Source organism: Actinoallomurus acanthiterrae (assembly GCF_054775715.1).
On sequence record NZ_BAAHCO010000001.1, the window covers coordinates 431,678 to 450,586 of the forward strand.

Annotated in this window: 28 protein-coding genes; 15 read left to right on the forward strand and 13 right to left on the reverse strand. The window is 67.3% G+C overall.

Translation table 11 applies throughout. From position 1 onward, the window contains the following. The first annotated feature begins 7 nt into the window (after positions 1–7). The gene (locus ACYVF7_RS02090) at positions 8–595 is read left to right on the forward strand and encodes a glycosyltransferase family protein (protein ID WP_460333961.1); all 588 of its coding nucleotides are present in this window, start codon (positions 8–10) and stop codon (positions 593–595) included. A 73-nt stretch (positions 596–668) separates the two neighbouring features. Here ACYVF7_RS02090 and ACYVF7_RS02095 read toward each other — a convergent pair whose 3' ends face one another. Next, positions 669–1,229, reverse strand: a complete 561-nt coding sequence (locus ACYVF7_RS02095; RefSeq protein WP_460333964.1) for an ATP-binding protein — start codon at positions 1,227–1,229, stop codon at positions 669–671. 136 nt (positions 1,230–1,365) lie between these two features. Here ACYVF7_RS02095 and ACYVF7_RS02100 point away from each other — a divergent pair, with 136 nt between their 5' ends. The 3 genes from ACYVF7_RS02100 to ACYVF7_RS02110 all read left to right on the forward strand — a co-directional run bounded on the left by ACYVF7_RS02100 (position 1,366) and on the right by ACYVF7_RS02110 (position 2,943). After that, positions 1,366–2,208: a DUF5753 domain-containing protein gene (locus tag ACYVF7_RS02100; RefSeq protein ID WP_460333967.1), complete on the forward strand. Its 843-nt coding sequence runs from the start codon at positions 1,366–1,368 to the stop codon at positions 2,206–2,208. 24 nt (positions 2,209–2,232) lie between these two features. Next, positions 2,233–2,361, forward strand: coding sequence for a DUF397 domain-containing protein (locus ACYVF7_RS02105; protein ID WP_460333970.1), 129 nt, complete (start codon positions 2,233–2,235; stop codon positions 2,359–2,361). Positions 2,362–2,490: 129 nt separating this feature from the next. Beyond that, positions 2,491–2,943, forward strand: coding sequence for a YdeI/OmpD-associated family protein (locus ACYVF7_RS02110; protein ID WP_460333975.1), 453 nt, complete (start codon positions 2,491–2,493; stop codon positions 2,941–2,943). A 47-nt stretch (positions 2,944–2,990) separates the two neighbouring features. Here ACYVF7_RS02110 and ACYVF7_RS02115 read toward each other — a convergent pair whose 3' ends face one another. Next, the gene (locus tag ACYVF7_RS02115) at positions 2,991–3,602 is read right to left on the reverse strand and encodes a class I SAM-dependent methyltransferase (protein ID WP_460333978.1); all 612 of its coding nucleotides are present in this window, start codon (positions 3,600–3,602) and stop codon (positions 2,991–2,993) included. 46 nt (positions 3,603–3,648) lie between these two features. On the opposite strand from ACYVF7_RS02115, the gene ACYVF7_RS02120 reads away from it, so the two are divergent. Continuing rightward, a complete protein-coding gene (locus ACYVF7_RS02120) occupies positions 3,649–4,092 on the forward strand; it encodes a MerR family transcriptional regulator (RefSeq protein ID WP_460333981.1) in 444 nt (147 codons plus the stop codon). Between the two features lie 52 nt (positions 4,093–4,144). On the opposite strand, the gene ACYVF7_RS02125 is transcribed toward ACYVF7_RS02120, so the two are convergent. Beyond that, positions 4,145–4,951: a polysaccharide deacetylase family protein gene (locus ACYVF7_RS02125; protein ID WP_460333984.1), complete on the reverse strand. Its 807-nt coding sequence runs from the start codon at positions 4,949–4,951 to the stop codon at positions 4,145–4,147. After that, positions 4,948–6,240, reverse strand: a complete 1,293-nt coding sequence (locus ACYVF7_RS02130; RefSeq protein ID WP_460357750.1) for an MGDG synthase family glycosyltransferase — start codon at positions 6,238–6,240, stop codon at positions 4,948–4,950. Before ACYVF7_RS02130 ends, ACYVF7_RS02125 begins: the two co-directional genes overlap by 4 nt. A 333-nt stretch (positions 6,241–6,573) precedes the next feature. On the opposite strand from ACYVF7_RS02130, the gene ACYVF7_RS02135 reads away from it, so the two are divergent. The 3 genes from ACYVF7_RS02135 to ACYVF7_RS02145 all read left to right on the forward strand — a co-directional run bounded on the left by ACYVF7_RS02135 (position 6,574) and on the right by ACYVF7_RS02145 (position 9,558). Further along, a complete protein-coding gene (locus ACYVF7_RS02135) occupies positions 6,574–7,167 on the forward strand; it encodes an ArsR/SmtB family transcription factor (RefSeq protein WP_460333987.1) in 594 nt (197 codons plus the stop codon). Between the two features lie 108 nt (positions 7,168–7,275). Continuing rightward, entirely contained in the window at positions 7,276–8,766 is a 1,491-nt protein-coding gene (locus ACYVF7_RS02140) for an alpha/beta hydrolase family protein (RefSeq protein WP_460333990.1), read from the forward strand. Between the two features lie 144 nt (positions 8,767–8,910). Beyond that, positions 8,911–9,558, forward strand: coding sequence for a DUF416 family protein (locus ACYVF7_RS02145; protein ID WP_460333993.1), 648 nt, complete (start codon positions 8,911–8,913; stop codon positions 9,556–9,558). Positions 9,559–9,618: 60 nt separating this feature from the next. On the opposite strand, the gene ACYVF7_RS02150 is transcribed toward ACYVF7_RS02145, so the two are convergent. From ACYVF7_RS02150 to ACYVF7_RS02160, 3 genes are all read right to left on the reverse strand, one after another. Then, the gene (locus ACYVF7_RS02150; RefSeq protein WP_460333997.1) at positions 9,619–10,074 is read right to left on the reverse strand and encodes an NUDIX domain-containing protein; all 456 of its coding nucleotides are present in this window, start codon (positions 10,072–10,074) and stop codon (positions 9,619–9,621) included. Between the two features lie 51 nt (positions 10,075–10,125). Further along, on the reverse strand, positions 10,126–10,569 hold the full coding sequence (locus ACYVF7_RS02155) for a GNAT family N-acetyltransferase (RefSeq protein ID WP_460334000.1): 444 nt from the start codon (positions 10,567–10,569) through the stop codon (positions 10,126–10,128). A gap of 65 nt (positions 10,570–10,634) precedes the next feature. Next, positions 10,635–10,802 carry a hypothetical protein gene (locus ACYVF7_RS02160; protein WP_460334004.1) on the reverse strand — a complete coding sequence of 56 codons (168 nt, stop codon included), beginning with the start codon at positions 10,800–10,802 and terminating at the stop codon, positions 10,635–10,637. Positions 10,803–10,919: 117 nt separating this feature from the next. Here ACYVF7_RS02160 and ACYVF7_RS02165 point away from each other — a divergent pair, with 117 nt between their 5' ends. Continuing rightward, the gene (locus ACYVF7_RS02165; protein WP_460334007.1) at positions 10,920–11,525 is read left to right on the forward strand and encodes a DUF6879 family protein; all 606 of its coding nucleotides are present in this window, start codon (positions 10,920–10,922) and stop codon (positions 11,523–11,525) included. A gap of 48 nt (positions 11,526–11,573) precedes the next feature. Here ACYVF7_RS02165 and ACYVF7_RS02170 read toward each other — a convergent pair whose 3' ends face one another. From ACYVF7_RS02170 to ACYVF7_RS02180, 3 genes are read right to left on the reverse strand one after another with little or no spacing between them, the layout of a single operon-like run. Further along, positions 11,574–12,314, reverse strand: a complete 741-nt coding sequence (locus tag ACYVF7_RS02170; protein ID WP_460334010.1) for a DUF6082 family protein — start codon at positions 12,312–12,314, stop codon at positions 11,574–11,576. Between the two features lie 21 nt (positions 12,315–12,335). Beyond that, on the reverse strand, positions 12,336–12,941 hold the full coding sequence (locus tag ACYVF7_RS02175; RefSeq protein ID WP_460334013.1) for a DUF6879 family protein: 606 nt from the start codon (positions 12,939–12,941) through the stop codon (positions 12,336–12,338). Further along, complete coding sequence (locus ACYVF7_RS02180; protein ID WP_460334016.1) at positions 12,934–13,203, reverse strand: hypothetical protein; 270 nt, start codon at positions 13,201–13,203, stop codon at positions 12,934–12,936. The genes ACYVF7_RS02175 and ACYVF7_RS02180 overlap by 8 nt, the downstream gene beginning before the upstream one ends. A 292-nt stretch (positions 13,204–13,495) precedes the next feature. Here ACYVF7_RS02180 and ACYVF7_RS02185 point away from each other — a divergent pair, with 292 nt between their 5' ends. Together ACYVF7_RS02185 and ACYVF7_RS02190 are read left to right on the forward strand one after the other, a co-directional pair. Continuing rightward, complete coding sequence (locus tag ACYVF7_RS02185) at positions 13,496–13,840, forward strand: PadR family transcriptional regulator (RefSeq protein ID WP_460334019.1); 345 nt, start codon at positions 13,496–13,498, stop codon at positions 13,838–13,840. A gap of 11 nt (positions 13,841–13,851) precedes the next feature. Then, a complete protein-coding gene (locus tag ACYVF7_RS02190; protein ID WP_460334022.1) occupies positions 13,852–14,463 on the forward strand; it encodes an HAAS signaling domain-containing protein in 612 nt (203 codons plus the stop codon). A 31-nt stretch (positions 14,464–14,494) separates the two neighbouring features. On the opposite strand, the gene ACYVF7_RS02195 is transcribed toward ACYVF7_RS02190, so the two are convergent. Next, positions 14,495–14,815 (reverse strand): DUF1330 domain-containing protein, encoded by a 321-nt coding sequence (locus ACYVF7_RS02195; RefSeq protein WP_460334025.1) that lies wholly within the window; start codon positions 14,813–14,815, stop codon positions 14,495–14,497. Positions 14,816–15,107: 292 nt separating this feature from the next. Between ACYVF7_RS02195 and ACYVF7_RS02200 the strand changes: the two genes are divergently transcribed. Next, positions 15,108–15,626: a hypothetical protein gene (locus ACYVF7_RS02200; RefSeq protein WP_460334027.1), complete on the forward strand. Its 519-nt coding sequence runs from the start codon at positions 15,108–15,110 to the stop codon at positions 15,624–15,626. 54 nt (positions 15,627–15,680) lie between these two features. Here the strand turns inward: ACYVF7_RS02200 and ACYVF7_RS02205 are convergent, their stop codons facing one another. Beyond that, entirely contained in the window at positions 15,681–16,064 is a 384-nt protein-coding gene (locus ACYVF7_RS02205; protein WP_460334031.1) for a hypothetical protein, read from the reverse strand. A gap of 335 nt (positions 16,065–16,399) precedes the next feature. On the opposite strand from ACYVF7_RS02205, the gene ACYVF7_RS02210 reads away from it, so the two are divergent. Beyond that, positions 16,400–17,011 (forward strand): LppU/SCO3897 family protein, encoded by a 612-nt coding sequence (locus tag ACYVF7_RS02210; protein WP_460334032.1) that lies wholly within the window; start codon positions 16,400–16,402, stop codon positions 17,009–17,011. Positions 17,012–17,024: 13 nt separating this feature from the next. Here ACYVF7_RS02210 and ACYVF7_RS02215 read toward each other — a convergent pair whose 3' ends face one another. Next, the gene (locus ACYVF7_RS02215; RefSeq protein ID WP_460334035.1) at positions 17,025–17,657 is read right to left on the reverse strand and encodes a flavin reductase family protein; all 633 of its coding nucleotides are present in this window, start codon (positions 17,655–17,657) and stop codon (positions 17,025–17,027) included. A 150-nt stretch (positions 17,658–17,807) separates the two neighbouring features. Between ACYVF7_RS02215 and ACYVF7_RS02220 the strand changes: the two genes are divergently transcribed. Together ACYVF7_RS02220 and ACYVF7_RS02225 are read left to right on the forward strand one after the other, a co-directional pair. Next, positions 17,808–18,290, forward strand: coding sequence for a YbjN domain-containing protein (locus tag ACYVF7_RS02220; protein ID WP_460334038.1), 483 nt, complete (start codon positions 17,808–17,810; stop codon positions 18,288–18,290). A gap of 120 nt (positions 18,291–18,410) precedes the next feature. After that, positions 18,411–18,830, forward strand: coding sequence for a hypothetical protein (locus tag ACYVF7_RS02225; protein ID WP_460334041.1), 420 nt, complete (start codon positions 18,411–18,413; stop codon positions 18,828–18,830). Positions 18,831–18,909 lie beyond the last annotated feature (79 nt).

Genomic DNA, 18,909 nt, shown 5'->3' on the forward strand with positions numbered 1-18,909 from the left:
GTAAACCGTGAGCCCCCTCGACGACTGGACCCAGCTAAAGCCAGACGCAGAACTGGCCGTCGCCCAGTTGCTCACCCAGCTCCGATCCGGCACTTCGCCTCAGGATCTGCTTGACTCCTACCTGTACGCTAAGAGGCTCCTCGCTGAGTCGATGCAGGCATTCATCCGCATTGACATCGACGAACGCAACGCCGCCTTCCACGACCTGCGTGAGCAACTCCGTGACGAGATCCACGACCGCTATGTCGACCGGGTCCCGGACCGCTACCTGAGGGTCCCGTACGGCAGCCGCGTTCACGAGGAGCTGTTTACCCTCCTCCTGCAGCGCCGAGGCGCGCCAGTCCAGGCAGCCTTGCTCCGCATAGCGACCGGTGACTCCGTCCACACCGAACGCCGCATTCGCGAGCTCCGTGAACTTGGCCTCGATATCCGCAGCTCCAAAGAAAACGGCTACGACCTGTACACTCTTGGTGATCTCGATATCGATACAAGCTTTATTCCGAACATAGTCGGCAATAGCATAAAAAAGGACAAGTCCCTACCGAAGGCTGAGATGCAATCTCTGCTGAGAGATATTGGCTACGAGACTGAGTAGGCGCTGAGCCGGCGTTTGTCAGAGGCTGATTATCGCACTAGACACTTCGTGGCGCGCGGTACGCGGGCGCCGGTCATCGCATCTTGTTCTCAAAGACAGCCGTAAATGTACGGCCGGCCGAGCTTCCAGCCCAGGTCAGCTTGGTGGCGGCAGCTTTGGCTATGTATAGCCCTCGCCCGCATTCGGAGAGGTTATCGAGGGTCGGCACCCTAGGTTGTTTGGAACTTCCCTGATCCGTTAATGCGATAGTCGCATCCTTGGAGTGGCGGCGTACTTCTATCAGGAACTGGCCGCCGGGCGTGGCGGATGCCGTGTGGCGGAGAGCGTTGGCGATCAACTCGCCGGTCACGAGGACCGCATCATCGAGGGCTGGAAGATCTGCGAGGAGGAAGGCGACGAACTCGCGGGCCGGGCGAGCGTGCTCCGCTAGGCCCGGGAAAGCCCGTCGCCAGACGAGCTCGCGGCCGTCTGGATAGACCTCCACAGGACCTCCTTCTTTGTGGCTATTTGAGGCCGCTGCCCTGGTTGTCCCTCGCTCCACACGAATCCAGGGTCGCGGGTTGGCGAAGCGACCGGGGTGCCGCTCGCTGTCGTGGTCGGCGCTGGTTCGAGCGTCGGCCACTGGTGCCCCCACTGTGGGCAGCTATCGGCATATCGCGGCCGTTGCCGCAATTTGCCGAATGCCGGTAGCTCACCGTGGCCGGCTGACTACACTCTGACGCAGCCCCTCGGATCACACAAGTGGTTCAGAAACAAATTGTGGAGACGCCGTGACGTACACACCGACGCTTCGGGCCCGCCGAGTCGCCAGGGAGCTGAAACGCCTACGCAGGGAACGCAGGCTGACGGGTGACGACGTCTGCCGGTTGCTTGGGTGGGACACGTCGAAGCTCAGCCGTATGGAGAACGCCAACATGCGCACGACCTCAGGTGAGGTCATGGAGCTTCTGGAGGTCTACGGTGTCACCGGCCCACAGCGACGCGACCTGATCCAGCTCGCCCGCGACGCTCGCAAGAGAGGGTGGTGGCAGGACTACACCGACGAGGTGAAGGCAGGCTTCAGCGACTACCTCGCTCTGGAAGACGAGGCCCGGACGTATAGGGCCTACGACGTCCAGCTCATCCCCGGACCATTCCAGACCGAGGAGTACATGCGGGCGATCTATCGCGGCGCCCGCCCTCGGACGGACGGCGAGATCCAACGGATGGTGGATGTCCGCCTCGCTCGCAAACAGCGCCTCACCTCGTCTGTGGATTCTCTCCACGTCATTCAGGTCGTCGAGGAAGCAGCCCTGCGCCGCATAGTAGGAGGTCGAGGAGCGATGCGGGCGCAGCTCGACCACCTGTTAGAACTCGGTGACCTGGCGAACATCTCAGTCCAGGTGGTGCCGTACCGTGCGGGAGTCCATGCGGCGATCGACGGGCCCTTCATACTCCTGACCTTCGATGGCTATCCCGATGTCCTGTACATCGAGCATCTGGTGGGTTGCCTATATCTGGAGAAGCCAGAGGAGACGATGCGAGGTAGCTTGGTGTTTGATCACCTCCGGGCATCAGCGCTCAATGCAAGTGATTCCCGGGTGCTGATCAAGGAGGTCGCACGAGGTTTCTAGATCAAATGAGAGGCGGGAGCGGGAGTGAGTAACCCGGACCTGACCCCTGCTCAGTGGCGCAACAGCACGTACAGCGGAGATGGCGGGCACTGCGTCGAGTGCGCCGTTACTTCGCGAGCCAGTGGCATGAGCAGTGCTGAGTCAGAGCATTAGCCGCCAAAGTAGCCGTAGCTGTTGCCCGCGATGAGCAGGCCAGATTGTGGCGCGGCGTCCTTGGGTGTACCACCCACCCTCGCAAGGGAGATCCGGTGAATGATTGCGGTTTCGCGCATAATCGGGTCCATGAGGTTCCGCGCGACGGTTCAGCTGGACGGTAAGACGGCGACGGGGATCAACGTTCCGGTTGACGTCGTCGAAGGGCTCGGGGGCGGTAAGCGTGCCCGGGTGAAGGTCGCGATCAACGGTCACGCGTACTCGATCACGCTCGGGAGCATGCGCGGCGTGACGAAGATCCCGGTCAGTGCGGAGCACCGGAAGGCCGCCGGAATCGCGGCAGGTGATGAGGCGGACGTCGAGGTCGAGCTCGACGACTCGCCGCAGGAGCTGGCCGTACCGGCCGATCTCGCAGACGCGCTGCGGGCCGAGGCGGACGCCCAGCGTTGTTTCGACGGGCTGTCGCCCTCCCGCAAGAAGGCGTACGTGACCTGGATCGAGCAGGCGAAGAAGGCCGAGACGCGGGAGCGTCGCGTGGCCCAGGCGGTCGAAGAGCTGCGCGAAGGACGCCCTCGGCGCTGAGCCGGCCTCGCGGAGATCAGCTGGCAGGCGGGCACGGTCCCGGCCCGTCAGCGGACCGCGGCGAAGGCGGTGAGAGACGCCAGCTCATAGCGTGTGACATCGGAGAACAGGCCGCCGAGACCGCGCTCGATGCGGGCGAGCTGGTCGTCGAGCAGTGCGAGGCCGCGGGCGATCCGGGACGGCCGGGTACCGCCGTGCCAGGCGATCAGCACCCGTCCGCCGGGACGTGTCACCCGGTGTAGCTCGCGCAGGCCGGCTTCCAGGTCCGGCCAGAGCGCGACGTTGTTCACCGAGACCACACAGTCGAACTCCGCGTCGGAGAACCCCGTATGGTCGGCCATGCCCAGCCGCAGGTCGATCCGGCCTGCGGCGATCTGTGTCCGGTGTGGTCGGCCGGCGAGGTCGCGCATCTCAGGTGAGGGGTCGACACCGCAGATGCGTTTCGCGGGCGTCCGTTGGAGTAGGCGGATCAGCCCGCCGGGCCCGTAGCCGACCTCCAGCACCTGTTCCCCGGCCTGGACGTCGAGCAGGTCGAGTATGTCCCGCTGCCGGTTCATCCACAGCATCAGACGGCCGGCGAGCCGCCCGGCCAGTCCCTTCGGCATCGCGAACGGCGAGCGGGTCGGTGTGTCCAGGGTCCAGGGCGTCGTGGATTCCATGCACTCAGGCTGTCGTTTCAAGTCGGCTTGAAGTCAAATAGTCGACGTGGACCTGATCCCCATCGGTGAGGCCGCCAAGCGGCTCGGCATGCGAACCTCGGCGCTCCGCTACTACGAAGAACGCGACCTCGTACGACCGGCGGCGCGGGTACACGGAACGCGGGTGTACGGCCGGCCGGAGTTGCGGCGCCTAGCGTTCATCCAGATCGCGCAGCGGCTCGGTATCGGCCTCGACACGGCGGCCACCGTGCTCGACGAGGGGAGCGAGCAGTGGCGCGAGACGGTCGGCGGGCAGATCCAGAAGCTGGACGCGCTGATCGCCAGGGCCCAAGGCGCGAAGGACTTCCTCAGCCATGCGCTCATGTGCCCGGCGGAGCATCCCGCGCGCGAATGTCCCCACCTCATCGACGCGCTGGACCGGTTGCTCGACGGCGCCTCGTTCGAGGAGTTGGCGGAGGAGCACATGGACACTCCGCACGGCAAGACCTGATCGGCCAGGACCGCAGGACGGCGCGCTGATCAGGGAACGCGGGAGCGTCGTATCACTCAGCCGCTCGAGAAACTGTGGGAAGGCGGGCGCGCATCTCGCCTCGGCGATCGGCCCACGCCCGCGTACGCATCCCGTGGTCCCTGAGCGGGCCGACGTGCAGGCCGTGCTCCGCGCAATGATCGAGGAGAGCCGGCAGGGCGCCGAGAGTGGAGTGCCAGGAACCGCTGGCCGAGGTGCAGTCGGAGTCGTGAAGCAGGATGGTGCCTCCACCGTCCAGATCGCGGCTGACGGTGTCGTACACGGTCTGCGCGGTCGCGCGGCCGCGCCAGTCTTCGCCCCAGGCGGTCCACAGCACCGGGGTCAGGCTAAGTCGGCGGCAGGCGAGATGCGCGCTGGTGCTCATCACGCCGTACGGGGGCCGGAACAGACGTGGCTCCTTTCCCACGGTGTCGGCGACGACATCGCGCGCGCGGGCGAGGTCGTCGTACGTGGCGCGGGGGCCGCGTATCAGCAGTGGCCGGTGTGCCCAGCCATGGATGGCGATCTCGTGCCCGGCGGCGGCCATCTCCTTGGCCAGGCCGGGTGCGCGCTCGAGCATGGACCCGAGCAGGAAGAAGGTCGCGTGGATCCCGCGGGCTTCCAGCAGGCGCAGGAAGTGCGGGGTCGATTGGGGGTCGGGGCCGTCGTCGAAGGTGATCGAGACGTGGTCGGGCCGGCCTCGTCCGGACAGGCGGGGCATCACGCGGTTGCGGAGTGGCCCGAACGTGGAGATGACGGGGGCCGCATGAACGGCGGCCAATGCCGGTGCCATCGCGGCTCCGGCCCACAGGGCGGATCGGATCAGGCGTGCGGATGTCATCGGTGATGTGCCTCTGGCAACTCTGCGGGCGAGTGGAAGTGTACGGGTAGGCGGCCCTCCACGGCTCCGGCGCTGATGCCGAGGCAGACGGTGGCGGCCACGGCGGCGGCGAAGATCCTGATTCTGCGCCGCGCCAGGCTGGGGTCGCTCCTCGTACGTGCGGCGGCGGCCCCGTCCGTGACGACCGAGGCGATGGTGTGTACCGGGCCGGGGCCGGCCTCGTACAGTCTGAGCGCCTCGGTGCGTTGGCGACGGCCGAGTGGTCCGTCGAGGAGTTCGGCGAGGACCGGTTTGAGCTGGTCCGCCTCCCGGATCCACGTTGCCAGGCCCGCTTCCTCCAGGGCGGCGGCGTTCGTCCGGCCATGGCCGGGAATGCAGCGGTAGCTCGCCACCGGGAGCCCGCTGGCGAACGCTTCCAGGCTGGTCAGGCCGCCCGCGTTCTGCACGAGGACGTCGCAGGCCCGCATCAGGCCGGGCATGTCGTCGACCCAGCCGTAAACGTGACCGAGGCCGTCGTGCCGCAACCGGTCGGCCAGAGCCTGGTTGCGACCGCACACCACGACGGGTACCGCGATGCCACTGTCCAGGATCTCGGTGGCCGCCTCCCGAACGGATCCCACGCCCCAGGAACCGGCGACCAGGAGCGCGAGCGGGGCGTTCTCCGGCAGCCCGAAGCGGGTTCGTGCCGCCGCCCGCTCGGCCGGCGTGGCCGGGGAGAAGGCCGGATCGACGACGGGTCCCGTCACGGGGACCACCGTGGCGCCCAAGGCACGAGCCTGATCGGCGGATATCGGGTGGATGGCCATATAGGCGTCGATACCCGGCGCGACCCAGATCGGATGTACCGACAAGTCGGTCAGGTAGGTGAGCGCTGGCACGGTGAGGTCACCGCGGAGGCGCAGCCCGCCGAGCACCTGGCCGGCCGCGTGGTGGGTCGATACGATCGCGCGGGTGTCCGGCGGCAGTGCCGCCAGGGTGCGGCGTTCGGCGCTGCGGAGCAAGGCTCGCAGGGCCAGACCCGGGCGGCAGGAGCGCTCGGTCGTGGCGTAGATCCGCTGGTACGCCGTCGGCGCGACGACCAGCAAGTGGCGATATCCGGCGCGCAGCAACCGCCCGAGACGGGCGGGGAACAGATCAACGAAGTCGAGTCGGGTCACGCGGTATCCCGCCGTCGCAAGACGCCGAGCGACTTCGGTGGCCGCGCCGTCATGACCTGCGCCGACACTCGCCGAGATGATGACGATCAGTTGTCCATCGGAATGCCGCGCCGTATCGGCCCGCGGGTGCATTCGGTCACTCACCAGGCCGTCGCGAGATGACACGGCACATCAGCCTCCTGCTCGACCAACGCGACACGGGGTTCACGACCGCACGCGACGCCGGGTGCGGGGCAGCGCGGCCACCTGGATGCCCCCGGTGGTTCCCGGATCAAGGAAGCCGTGCCAGAAGCTACTACACGGGTCGTAGCAGCAGGAAATCGGAGCTTCGGCCCGGCCTGTGTCCCATGTCGCGGGCAGGCTCCACGAACGTCACGCCGGGGTGACCACCTCGACAGCAGATGCCCGGCAGTCCGATGCAAAGACTCTTTGCAAAGAGCCTTTGCGAACGCTTATGATCAGTGTGTGGCAGATCGTCCTCCGGCTCAGGAGATCACCGACGTCGCGGCGCTCCGGCTGCTCGTGCACCCACTGCGGCGCAAGATCGAGCAGTGCCTGCGCGACGGGCCGGTGAACTCCGCGACCCTCGCCCGGGCGCTCGGCGAGAGCACCGGGGCGACCAGTTACCACCTCAGACAGCTCGCCAAGCATGGCTTCGTCGAGGAGGTTCCGGAGCTGTCCAAGGGACGGGAACGCTGGTGGCGTGCTGTGCCGGGTGATCGACGGTTCCCGTCTTACAGCCGCCAGACGCCGGAGGTGCGCGAGGCGCTCTCGGAGATGGTGCAGCACAACTTCGCCGAACTCTTCGAGCTCTTCTCTCGCTTCGCCGCGAGCCGCGACGCGCTGGGCGAGTGGGCGGACGCGTTCTTGTTCTCCCGCGCCACCCTTCGTCTCACGCTCGATGAGGCGAAGGAGTTCTTCGAGGAGTACATCGCGCTGATCTACCGCTTCTCACGATCGAAGGAGGAGACACCTCCGGGCGCACGCCCGGTGCACGTCCGGCTGCTCGGTATCCCCGAGGCGGCCGCCTCCGAACCCACGGCAGGCTCCGAGGAATGACCCGGGTCGCCGAGCTGGCACTCGGCGACCCGGTGAACGGAGTCCGTGTCACCACGCCCATGCGGCGTGTCTTCGCGTACACGAATCCCAGAGAAAGGAGAGCACGTCGTGCTGCTCTCGTTCAAATCCCGCCGGGTCCGAGTGGCCGGGTGGGCGATCGGCCTGCTGGCGTCGCCGCTCCTGGCGCTCATGCCGTCGCCGGCGACGGCGACCCGCGCCACGTACGACGTGGCTGGTACGAGTTCCACGCGCGACGGCGTGGACCGCAGCGATGTCGCCTTCCGCGGCGGCGAGGGTGTGATTCTGCACGGTACGGTCGTCGCGCCGAGCGGGGCCACGGGCCGTGTTCCGGGCGTCGTTCTGGTGGGTGGCGCGGGTCCGGCGCCCCGGCAGGAGTACACGCAGGAGGCCGAGGCGTTCGCGCGCGCCGGGATCGCCGCGCTCATCTACGACAAGCGGACCATCGGCTATTCGAGGACGCACCGCGACTACTCCCTCCTGGCCGCCGACGCGCTCGCCGGCGTGCGGACCCTCCGGGCCCGTCCCGGCGTCGACCCCGTCAAGGTCGGGTTGTGGGGTTTCAGCGAGGGCGGCTGGGTCGCACCGGTGGCCGCCTCACGGTCCTCGGACGTCGCGTTCCTGATCTCTCTCGGCGGCCCTGGCTACACGCCGCTGCGTACGCAGACCTGGTACCTCACGGGGAATATGCGGCATCAGCACATCTCCGGGTCGTATCTCGACACGATCGCCGGACCGGCGGCGCACCTCTTGGACAGTACGGGTCTGTTCCCCGAGGCCGACCACGACCCGGTTCCCGTCCTCGCGCACGTGCAGCAGCCGGTCCTCGCGCTGTGGGGCGAACACGACACCGAGGTGCCGCCGCGAGAAAGCGCGCAGATCTTCGAACGTGTCCTCGCCCGCGCGGGGAACGAGCACGTGACCATCCGGTTCGTCGCCAGCGCCGGCCACAACGGGCACCGTACGACCGACGGGTTCGACCATCTCGGCGGCCCGCTGCTGCGCGGTCATCCGCTGGGCGCGCTCGCTCCCGGCGCTGCGGACACGATGACGTCGTGGGTCCACCAGGTCGCGGATGGCCACGCACCGCCCTCCAGCGCCGCCGCCCCTCCCCAGCAGGCGCTCACCAGCCGGGCGGCTTCGAACGGCGCCTGGTACGAGGCCAACGGCCTTCAGTGGGCCGCGATCGCGTTCTTGCTGGTGATGTTCGCCGGATATCCCGTGACCGGGATCGTACGCCGGATCACCGGGCACGCGGGAGCGACCCCGGCCCGCCGCTCAGCACGCCTGCTCGCGACGACGGGCCTGGTGGCCGTCGCCGGAACGCTGCTGGTCATGCTCTCGGTCTTCGTCACCAGCGGACGACTCAACGGGCCGGTCCTCGCCGGCCGCCCCATCCCGTGGCTGATCCTCCAACTCCTCGCCCTCGCCGTCACCGTCACGACGGCCGCGACCGCCACGATCGCCTGGCGGAACCGGCGCGTATCGACGAGCGGCTCACGCATCCGCGTCGCCACGCTGGTGGCCGCCGGAGCGATCTTCATTCCCTGGGCGGCCTACTGGGGCCTTCTCGCCTGGTGAGGAACGACCGGCGAAGACGAACCGCTGTGGACGGTGACGGTGCGGCGTCATCGGGCGTCGGGGCCGGGCCCATGACAACGAGCCGAGAGCGGCGTTCAGGCCTACCTCACGGCGAGCCGGCAGACCTCGTCATAGGTTGTCGTCGTGGGCGAAGAGCCAGATGGCGGCCGTATCGCCGGGTTCGTTGATGAAGAGCGGCGGTTGACCGGGCTTCTCGACGGTCTGGTTCCTGCGGCACGGGCGGCGCTGGCGGCGGCGGTCGCCGACCGCCTGCTGCCGCACTACCGGCGATTTCATGAGCAGACCGGTCTGGGAGAACCACTGGTGCTCCAAGACGCTCTGGGCAGTGTCTGGGATCTGCTGGAACAGGGAACCGCTATCGACGTCGTCGCCGTGGGCGTGGCCTGCATGGACCAGGCGTTCGTCGCCGCCGAGTTCGGTTTCGCCCTGGCTGGGACGAGGAGGTGGGAGGCGTGGAGGATGGTGAACGGGGCCGCCACGCCTTTGGCGGAGAACGCCGTACACGCCGCCTGGGCCGTGGCCGGCACCTGTCATGTCGCTGTCCACGGTGGGGTCAGGGAAACACTGCAATGCCTGCGGTACGGCCGAGACGCCGCCCTGGCGACAGCCCTTTCTCGTCGGCACCGGGCACTCGAAGCGCAGCCGACGCAGGCCGCGGCGAGCGATCCATCGGTTGAACAGGAGAACCGCCGTCAACTGCTCGACCTGGAGCTACTGGAACGCTCGCCGCTCACCGCCCAAGTCCTGGCGGAGTTGCGAAGACCGGTCTGACGGATCATTCCAGGCTCGCCGGCCGATGATCGAGCATCGTCGGGTCTTCCGTACGAGCGTTCATGTGCCGGCGGCGTCCAGCAAAGCGTCCCGGTTGGCCAGGATGAAGACTTTCAGCACTTTGGGTCTCAGGTCGGTGGTCGCCAACGATTCGTCGCGGAGGTCGATGAAGTCGACGTCGTAGAGTCCGCGCGAGGGGTCGGCGAACTCCGGACCGTCTCGGCGCGAGAGGTCGAGTTCGACAAGCCGTGTCACGAAGACGTTATGGACCACCACGCCGGCAGCTTTCGGGGAGCTGAACAGGAATACCTGCCGGCAAGAACCGGCGGTCGCTCCCAGCTCCTCGCGGAGTTCCCGTCGTAGGGCGTCCTCCAGGGATCGGTCATCCGGTTCGACCCCGCCCCCGGGAGACTTCCAGTAGACCGGCCGGCCCGGACGGGTGCGTTTGATCAGCACGAGGCGGTCTTCGTCGTCGATCAGGATCGCGCGAGCGGAACGCCTCACGATCGGGGTCATTCACCACTCCCTCGTCGCCCGGCCCGGCAGGGGCCGTTTCGGCGGTAGTGCTCAGGCCAGCCTCAAATCGATCCAGTCGACGTCGTCGCCGGGCAACTGATACCTGTCGAACTCGACGAAGCCGTGCTTCTCCGCGAACCGCAGTCCGTCGACGTTCGCGGCCCAGATGACCGTTTCGATCGTCTCGGCGTTGAGCTCTCGCGCCTGCGCCAGCCCTCGCTCGTACAGCGCCTCCCCGAACCCCTGCCGGCGGTGCTCGGGGAGGACCCGGGCGATCACCGTGGCCGGCGATCCGTTGTCGCTCGTCGGCGGGCGTACCGTCGTGCAGCCCACGAGGACATCGTCGGCGTACGCGACGTCCAGGAGGTTGCGGCCGGAGCGCTCGCGGACCTCGTCGAGCGACAGCGTGGCGGTGGGGATGATCAGGTTGTGGACGTACTGCCAGTCTTTGAGGCCGGCCTCGCCGTCCACCCGTTCGATGCGAAGGTTAGGCACCGGCACAGGGAAGCGCACTGCGCTGCACGGCGTCAAAAGGGATATCGGGCAGGTACGACCGGCGGTCAGGGCAGGAGCTTCACGCGGACCGGCTCGCCGTGGTGGGGGACCTGGCCGGACGGGACGAATCCGTCGTTGTCCTGCCAGGCGTACGTGATGGTGACGGGCGGCAGGGAGGCGCAGCACTCCGGGTCCTGTGCCGCGTAGTGCGTGTACGCCTTGAAATTGCTCACGCGCGTGCGTTCAAAGGAAATCGGTCAAATGTTCCGCGACAACTGCCAGTCGGCGATCGCTCGGGTTGCCGCGATGGTATTTTTGCTGTGTCGAGGGCTCCTCCTTAATGCGGGGAAATGGTGATAGAAGAGGTGCATTCCAACACGGCCGCCCGACTTAGCGTAGATGAGTACCTATCGGACTTTTGGCCGTATTTCTCCAGCTCTACGGATGCGTTCATAAAGCTCGAAAGACGTCAGACCTTTCGGGAGCCCGATGATCCAAGTTGGCGGGCGCTCGATGCTGGTGACTGGGCGGAGGCGGTCCGGCTCATCGATGAACGCAGAGATCAGATCCAGGCGCCGCTATGGGAGGCCAACGGTCTTACGATGCGCCGGATCCGGATTGTAGAGCGGCCGTACACGCCTTACCTTCAGTGGGAGCTGTACTACATCCGGCTTCGAGCTGAGGCCGGTGAGAGCATCCGCGTTCTCGACGTCGCCGATATCAGGCATCTCGAAGAACGCCGACCGTTGCCAGAGCTGGTAATTCTCGACACCGTTGTCATGTACGAAGTGCTATACGGTATCGATGGCGATCTTGAGGGCGCGTGGAAGATCGTGGACAGAGATTTCATCGAAGCGGTCCGGCGCGAAGTGGAAGATCTCTACATGGCCGCCGACGAGCTCAGCTCCTTGTTGGAAAGCGAGCCGTCCATCTTGCCACCTCCCGTACGGGAGTAAGTAAGAACATCGCCGTTGGACGCGATTCCTGGGATGTCTGGTGGCGGCTTAATGCCGGTCGAGTCCCCGGCGGAGTATCCGGTAGAACACCATGACGGCGGCGCCTACGCTCGCCCACAGCAGGCGTTCCTTCGCCGTCGTCCGGTGCGCGACGGTGGGCGCCAGGGCCGAACGGTCGATGATCGCCGACAGGTGAGCCCGGTTGTACTCCTCGTCCAGGATCTCGTGGAATCGTCGTTCTCGGCGGCTGGCCGATGTGGAGAGCCGTGTCTCCCCGGCGTTCTTCCAATAGTCGCGCCCGATCTGGCCCTGGAACATCTCGTTGGCGATGACACGCAGGCGGGCTTCCGGCAGCGCTCTCGTCTCGAAGGACAGCGACCACTCAGCGATGATCATGTTCGTGTAGAGCAGTTGCTTGCGGGTCCTCGGATCGTCGGGTTGCGGTACCGGCCCCCAGCACTCGTCGAGGTCGGGGTCCTCCATCGCCATCTTGAGGAGATCCCCGATCGCCTGCCGTCGTGTCTCCTCCCGGGCGAGCTTCGTCTCGCGCGCCTGATAGCTCAAGGTCAGGACGATGCCGACCAATGCCAGTACCGAGACGATCGCGGACGCCGCGCCGTACGTCTGGCCGATGAAGCTGAACCGTTCCCACTTATCGGTGCGCCCGTGGAAGGCTCCGAGTGCGATCGGAGAGATGCCGATCAGGGCAACGGCCGTGACGGCGATGAGCAGAAGAACGGCCGTCGTGAGTGCGCTTCTGATGCTTCGGTTACCGATTCGTCGGCTCATGCCTCTTTGTGGGTCTGACCCTCACGGGGTCGACGGCAGGAGCGTCATGATCTCACGGGTGAAGTAGCGCGAGAACGGCTCTGCCAACTCCCACAATGCCGCGATCTCCTCGGTGGCCCCCCGCATCACGTCCGGGTCGTCGATACGTCTGGCGCCACATGGCCGCCAGTCCTTGTCGTATCTGACGTGGTAGAGCGCATGCTCGTCGACGACGATCTCCGGGAGAACGCCGTCGCGTTCAAAGGCGCGTACGTGTTCGGCATCGAGGACGCGGATCGCGGTGCCTTCTTCTGCCAGGATCCTGAACCACTGCATCTCCCACAGCAGGTATCGCGATACCGGCCGTTCGACGATGCGCAGGCGCCGAAGCTCAGTGCCCTGCCGCGCGTAGCTATCCACCTCGGCCCGCGCGTCGGCTCGCTCGCTCTCGAATACCGCGAGGACCCGAGGCCAGTCATCCGCGACGAATGCCTGCCAGCTGGGATCATCGTCGGGTTCATGGAAGTGCTGAGAGCGCTCGAGCTTCCAGATCGGCCTGGTCAGTCGACGAGTCTCCGCGCGGCGTATGGCGTGATAGGCCGCGACGTCGAGGGTCTTTCCGGCGATCTTGTGTATGTGGCTAAGCATCCGGGATGTCCGGTTTGGCGGCGCTCAGCATGTTTCCGGGGATGACGACGAGGCGTTCGTCGACGCCGATCCGGACGTCAGCGGGCAGGCGGTCGGCGAACACCGTCGTCATGTCACGTCCGACGATCGCGATGTCACCATTATCGAGCTCCCAGATGTCCGGGCAGTCGTTGGTGGTGCGGCTGTTCCCTAATTCGGCGGCGGTCTTACCGAGCCGACGTCTGAACTGAGCTCCTCGGTCGGCTTCCCAGGGACGGGGCACGGCGGTCTCCTTGCCTGTTTTAACGCCTCGCCAGGACTGTCGCACGCTAGCGGACGCTACACAAGCTTCCTTGGAGCTCTGGACTTGTTCCGCCGGGCATGGGGTAAATATGTCGCAGGGGTGCGCTTTCAAATCCCTAGGGTGAGCTGGACGACATCTTTGTCATTTCGCCGGCGTCGCCCGATTTCGAATTCATCACCGAGGTGGGCGTACGTCATGCGCCTGTGGTGCGGGTCGGCGGAAGGCTGTCCCCTCCTGGACATGCTATGTCAGGCTAGGTACCATGCGTCGCATGGAACCGGGTGACGCATCGAACCTTCTCACGCAGATGCGGAGGGGAGCGCTGCCGTACTGCGTGCTGGCGCTGCTGCGTCACGAGCAGCGGTACGGCGTCGAGATCGTGCGGATGCTCGGCGAGATCGACGGCATGGTCATCAGCGAGGGGACGATCTACCCGCTGCTGTCCCGGCTGCGGCGCCAAGGGCTGGTCGAGACGGTGTGGCAGGAGTCCACCACCGGCCCGCCGCGGCGCTACTACCGGCTCACGCCCGCAGGGCACCAGGCGCTGGAGGCCTTCACCGCGGAGTGGGGGCGGTTCAGCGGCGCGGTCGAGCATTTCATCGGGAAAGGGACGTGAGGTCGATGACGGTGACCGATGAACTGATCGGGGATTACCTCGGCCGTCTCGAGGGGGTGGCGCGGGGGCTGCCGGCGGATCGCCGGGCGGAGCTGGTGGCGGAGATCCGGGAGCATATCGACACCGTGCTGGCGCAGAGTCCCGACCGGACCGAGGCCACCGTACGGACGATTCTCGACCGTCTCGGCACCCCGGAGGAGATCGTTCAGGAGGCCGGCGTCGGTCTGCCGGAGACGTCGCCGGTACGCGCGGCAGCGGCCGGGCAGGCGTCTCCCCGGAGGCGCGCGGGCGCCTTCGAGATCGCGGCGGTCATTCTCCTGCTGATCGGGGGCGTCATCCTGCCCGTGCTCGGCTGGCTCGTCGGGGTGGTGCTGCTCTGGGCGTCCGCGCGCTGGACGCTCCGCGACAAGCTGATCGGCACGCTGGTGGTTCCCGGCGGGCTGATCCTGCCGTTCTACTATTTCTTCTTCTGGAGCGGGACCACCATCTGCGACGCGACGGGCCACTGCGAGTCGTCCGGCACCTCGGCCGGCACCGCCGTTATGGTCTCGCTGGTCGCTTTCGTCGGCTCCCTCGCTTCGGCGGCGTATCTGCTGCACCGGGCGCGGCGCGCCGGGGCTTGACCCTTCCCCGTACGGGCCACCTCGAGCGGTCTCAGGCGAGGACGTCGGTGGCGCGGTGGTTGTCGCCGGCGCCGTCGATCAGCAGGATGGCGCTGCGGGAATGGTCGGCGCGCAGCGGGATGATCTCGCGGTACGCGGGGGAGTCGTACCAGGCGCGTGCCTTGTCCAGGTCGGGGAATTCGATGACGGCCAGGTCGCCCGACCAGTCGCCCTCCCTCACGTCGGCCTTGGCGCCGTGGATGACGAAGCGTCCGCCGTACGGCTCCAGGGTCGCGTCGATCCGCTCGAGGTACTCCGCGATCGCCGGTCCCATGTCGACCTCGTGCAGGTGCCCGATGGCGTATCCAGCCATGATTCTCCTCCATCGCTCTCGGCCGCGGAGCGGGTGTCCGCTGCTGACAGACCTAAGGATCACCCCACGCGGTAGCGGAGGCGATTACGTCCGGAGTAACGAGCGTGCCTCGCGCACCGAGCCTCGCGGTCGTGGCGGCGCACTCTCGGCGCAACCTCCGGCGCTCCGCTCCGCTGCGCCGAGGGTCGATTTTTAGCTTTTGTGATCTTGGTCCGCGAACCGGTCTCCTGCGCCGGATGTCTCACCCCATGGGCGCGCCGCGGGGGCGCGCCATCGACAACAAGGGGAACTCTTGAACCTCGACCTCCGTCGCCGGGTACCGGCGCTGCTCGCCGCCACTGCTCTCGTGGGCGGCATGGCCGCTGCCACGGCCGGGAGCGCGTTCGCCGACACGACCTCGCGGACCTCGGTGAAGTGCGTCAAGGCGGCCGGCAAGTACAAGCCCGTGCTGATCAAGAAGTACAAGATCTGGGGCCACGCGGAGAACACCGGCAAGCATGTCCGGGTCGGTGGTTATCTCGACGTCTACCGTTCGGACGCCTGCAAGACCGTGTGGGCCACGGTGGTGAAGAAGACGGCGTACACCAAGAAGGCGTACGAGACCGGGACCGGCATCGAGTGGACGGACCCGAAGACGCACAAGCCGAGGCTCGCCTACAACCACAAGACGACGAAGAAGAACCTCTCGACCCCGGTCGTGCGCCTGGCCGGGCAAGACGAAGATCAGCGTCGACGGTGGGTTCGCGGCGGACCTCCAGTACGAGGGCGGCGGCAAGCTCGTCGTCCTCTTCAAGTAGGCCTCCGGCCGTGAAGGGTCACCGTCGGCGGCGCGGCCGGCGGTGACCCCAGGGCCGAAGGGACGAGGTCAGCCGCAGGCCGACTTGAGCTCCTTGCCCGCGCTGATCAGGTCCGAGGTGTCGGGCATCTGCGGGTTGCCGCCGGCCGCCGACTTCACCTGGCTCCCGAGCTTCTCCATCGCGGAGGCCGCGTGGTTCGCCGCCTTCTCGACGTCGCCGTCGCCGGAGTCCTTGCCCTCCTGCCGCATGGTCGCGGCGCCGGTGGCGTACGTCTGCGCCAGCGCGTTCGGGTTGTTGATCTGGGTCATCATCGTGCGGTTGGTCTGCTGGATGGTGTTCTGCAGTTTCTCGCACGCGGCCTTCTTATCCCCGCTGCCGCAGGCGGTGGCCGACAGCGCGAGCGCGGTCGTCAGGGCGAGCGCTCCGGCGAGGCGAAGGGGGGTCTGCGTCACTGATGGGTCCTTCGTAGTCGTTCGTTGTGCCGCCCGGGCGAGGTCCCAGGCCCCTATTCGATACGCATGAGGCCGATGTGGTTCCAGTGAGTCACGGTGGCCGGGCGTAGCGGTCCGCGTTCCGTTTGTGTCAAGGACGCCAAGGCCCGCTGACGCCTCCTACGGCCGTGATCGGCCGACGTCACCGGGGGTGATCGACGGAATCCCGTACGGGACGTGCGAGAATCCCGGGACGGTTCCCGATCTTTCTGCTCGATCGAGCGTGATCGTCGGAACGTCCCGCTCGGGGAGGCGACTCGCACGTGGCCTTCCCGGCTCGTTCACCAGGAGGATCGATGTCCGCGCCGTACCCCCCGCAGCCCTCGCCGCAGGGCGGACCGCCCAACTGGCAGCAGCCCAACCCGACGCCGCCCTCCGGACCGGGCGGGCCGTACGGCATGCAGCCTCCTCCCGGCGGACCCGGCATGCCTCCTCCGGGTGCGCCCGGGCCCGGCATGCCGCCCGGCGCGCCCGGCCCGTACGGTGGTCCGCCCGGACCGTACGGTCCGCCGCCGGGGCTCGCGCCCGGCCAGCGCCGGAAGCGGCTGCTGATCGTCCTGCCGATCGCGCTCGTCGGCCTGGTGGGCATCATCGTGCTCAACCGGATGGGGTCGGGTTCCGACGAGGCGGCCGTCGGTGACTGCGTCAAGAAGACGTCGGACCAGACCACTTCGAGCGGCAAGCACATCACCGGCGACAACATCAAGGTCGTCTCCTGCACGGACGCGACGGCCGCGTACAAGGTCGTCGGCAAGGTGGAGCACGTCTCCCGGATCACCGTCAGCATCAATGAGATGGACGGCAAGGGCGTCTGCAGCCCGTACCCCTCGGCGACCGTCCGCTACTGGCGCGGCAAATCGGGCGGCGGCGACGGTTCCGTGCTCTGCCTCGCCCCGAACCAGCACTGAGCAGCCCCGGGGGTCAATGCTCGGCGCGGAAGGAGCGGCCGAGGCGGGAGCCCAGGCCGAAGTAGTGGCGGAAGTTGTAGATCAGGGGGCTCCACCGGGCCGGGTCCACGTACGAGGTGCCGGGGACGACGATGTCGGTCGCCGCGTGGACGCGGCTCACCGCGGCCTCGGCGATCAGGAACGATCCGCCGGCGTCCGGGCGGAGCCGGGTCACGGCCGCCTCGAGCTGTAGCGGGCATTCGCGGACGCGCGGCGGGCGGACGGTCTCCGAGGGTGACGCGGTGAGGCCGGCGATCCCGAACTTGTCCGACTCATGCCGGAAGACGCCCTGCTTGTGGGCGGGTACGGGGTGGCGGCCGGTGGTCGGTGCGAGCCGTTCGACGGCGTCCCACTGTCCGGGCCCCGGCAGGTTGATCACCACGTCGGGGCGTTCGGCGAGGTTGGCCGCGGTCTGGGAGGCGGCGCCCATGCCGAGGACGACGACGTCGCCGAGGGCCCACGCCGATGACATCGGCGCGAGGTTGGCGGTGCCGTCGGCGTTCTCGGTGGACAGCAGGACGACGGGCGTGCCGAAGTAGAGGATCTTCGGCGTGATCGTCGTGTGGGATTCGGCGACCTGTGCTCCGTGCGCCGTCTCGTCGACCATGCCTGCACGCTAGGGGCGGGATATTTCGCCCACGGTCGAAACGATCGTACGGTCGGGGCTCGCCGGTTCCAGCGGAAAGTCTCGGTAACGCGTCTCCAATGGCGTTGGTGAGGCACAATCTGACTACTGTCCGCGAGTAGGGAGTCACGCATGGAAGCCGAACCTCCGAGTAGTCCGTACTCCAGCGGTCCGCACGCGTGCGTGGTCCGGCCGGACCTCGAGCTCCTGGAAGACGTGCTGGACCAGTTGGAGATCAGTTCGTTCCGGGACTCCCGCGGCCGCCTGGGCACGAGGTGGCCGTGCTTCAGCCTCTTCTTCACCATCCACGACGAGGACGAGGTCTTCTCCGCGCGCACGATCTACGATCACTTCTTCAGCGTCGAGGACAAGCCGGCGCTCTGCTCGGCCCTCGACGAGTGGAACCGCGACACCACCGGCCTGAAGGTCTACACCGCCACCGACGACGACGGCAGTGTGATCATCGTCAGCGAGGCGATGATGCGCGTGGACGGCGGCGTGACGCGTGAGCAGTTCGCCGCGAGCACGGCCGTCTGGCTCGGGGCCGCCGGGTCCTTCCACCTCTGGCTCACCCAGCGGCTCTCCCTCTCCGGCCTCGCCGGCGAGCCGCTCTGAGGTCACCTGCCCGTCGGCCGGCCGTCACGGACGGGCCTCCCAGACCATGATCAACAACGCTTATTGTTGATCATCCGGATCGTGGTGATCCGGGCTGTGCGACGTATGGCTGGGAGAGACATGAACGGGATGACGAGGCTGGCCGTGCTGGCGCTCGGTGGCGGCATCGCGCTGACGGCGTCGGTGGGAACGGCGGCGGCGGCCGGGACGCAGCCGTACACCCCGGAGCAGATCTGCGGGTCCGGTTTCCAGGTGGTCGAGTCGCAGCCGCTGGGCAAGGCCGGCGAGGCGCGCGTCTACTGGCTCAACAACGGCCCGAGCGACTGTGTGGTGACGCTCAAGCAGGGCTCGTACGTCGGGAACACCGTCAAGATCTCGGCCACGCTCCAGGTCGGCGGCGTGACCGCCAAGCCCGACGGCCCCACCGCGTACAAGTACTACGCCGGTCCGGTGACGCTGGCCAACCCGAAGGGCGAGTGCGTCGTCTACGGCGGCACGTACGGCTCCTACAAGTCCACCTTTCAGGGCGGCTGCGGCTGACCTCGCATCCACGCCTCGAGGGTCGACCACGGCTGTGGTCGGCCCTTTTTTCATGGCCGCCTCCACCGCGTCGTGGACA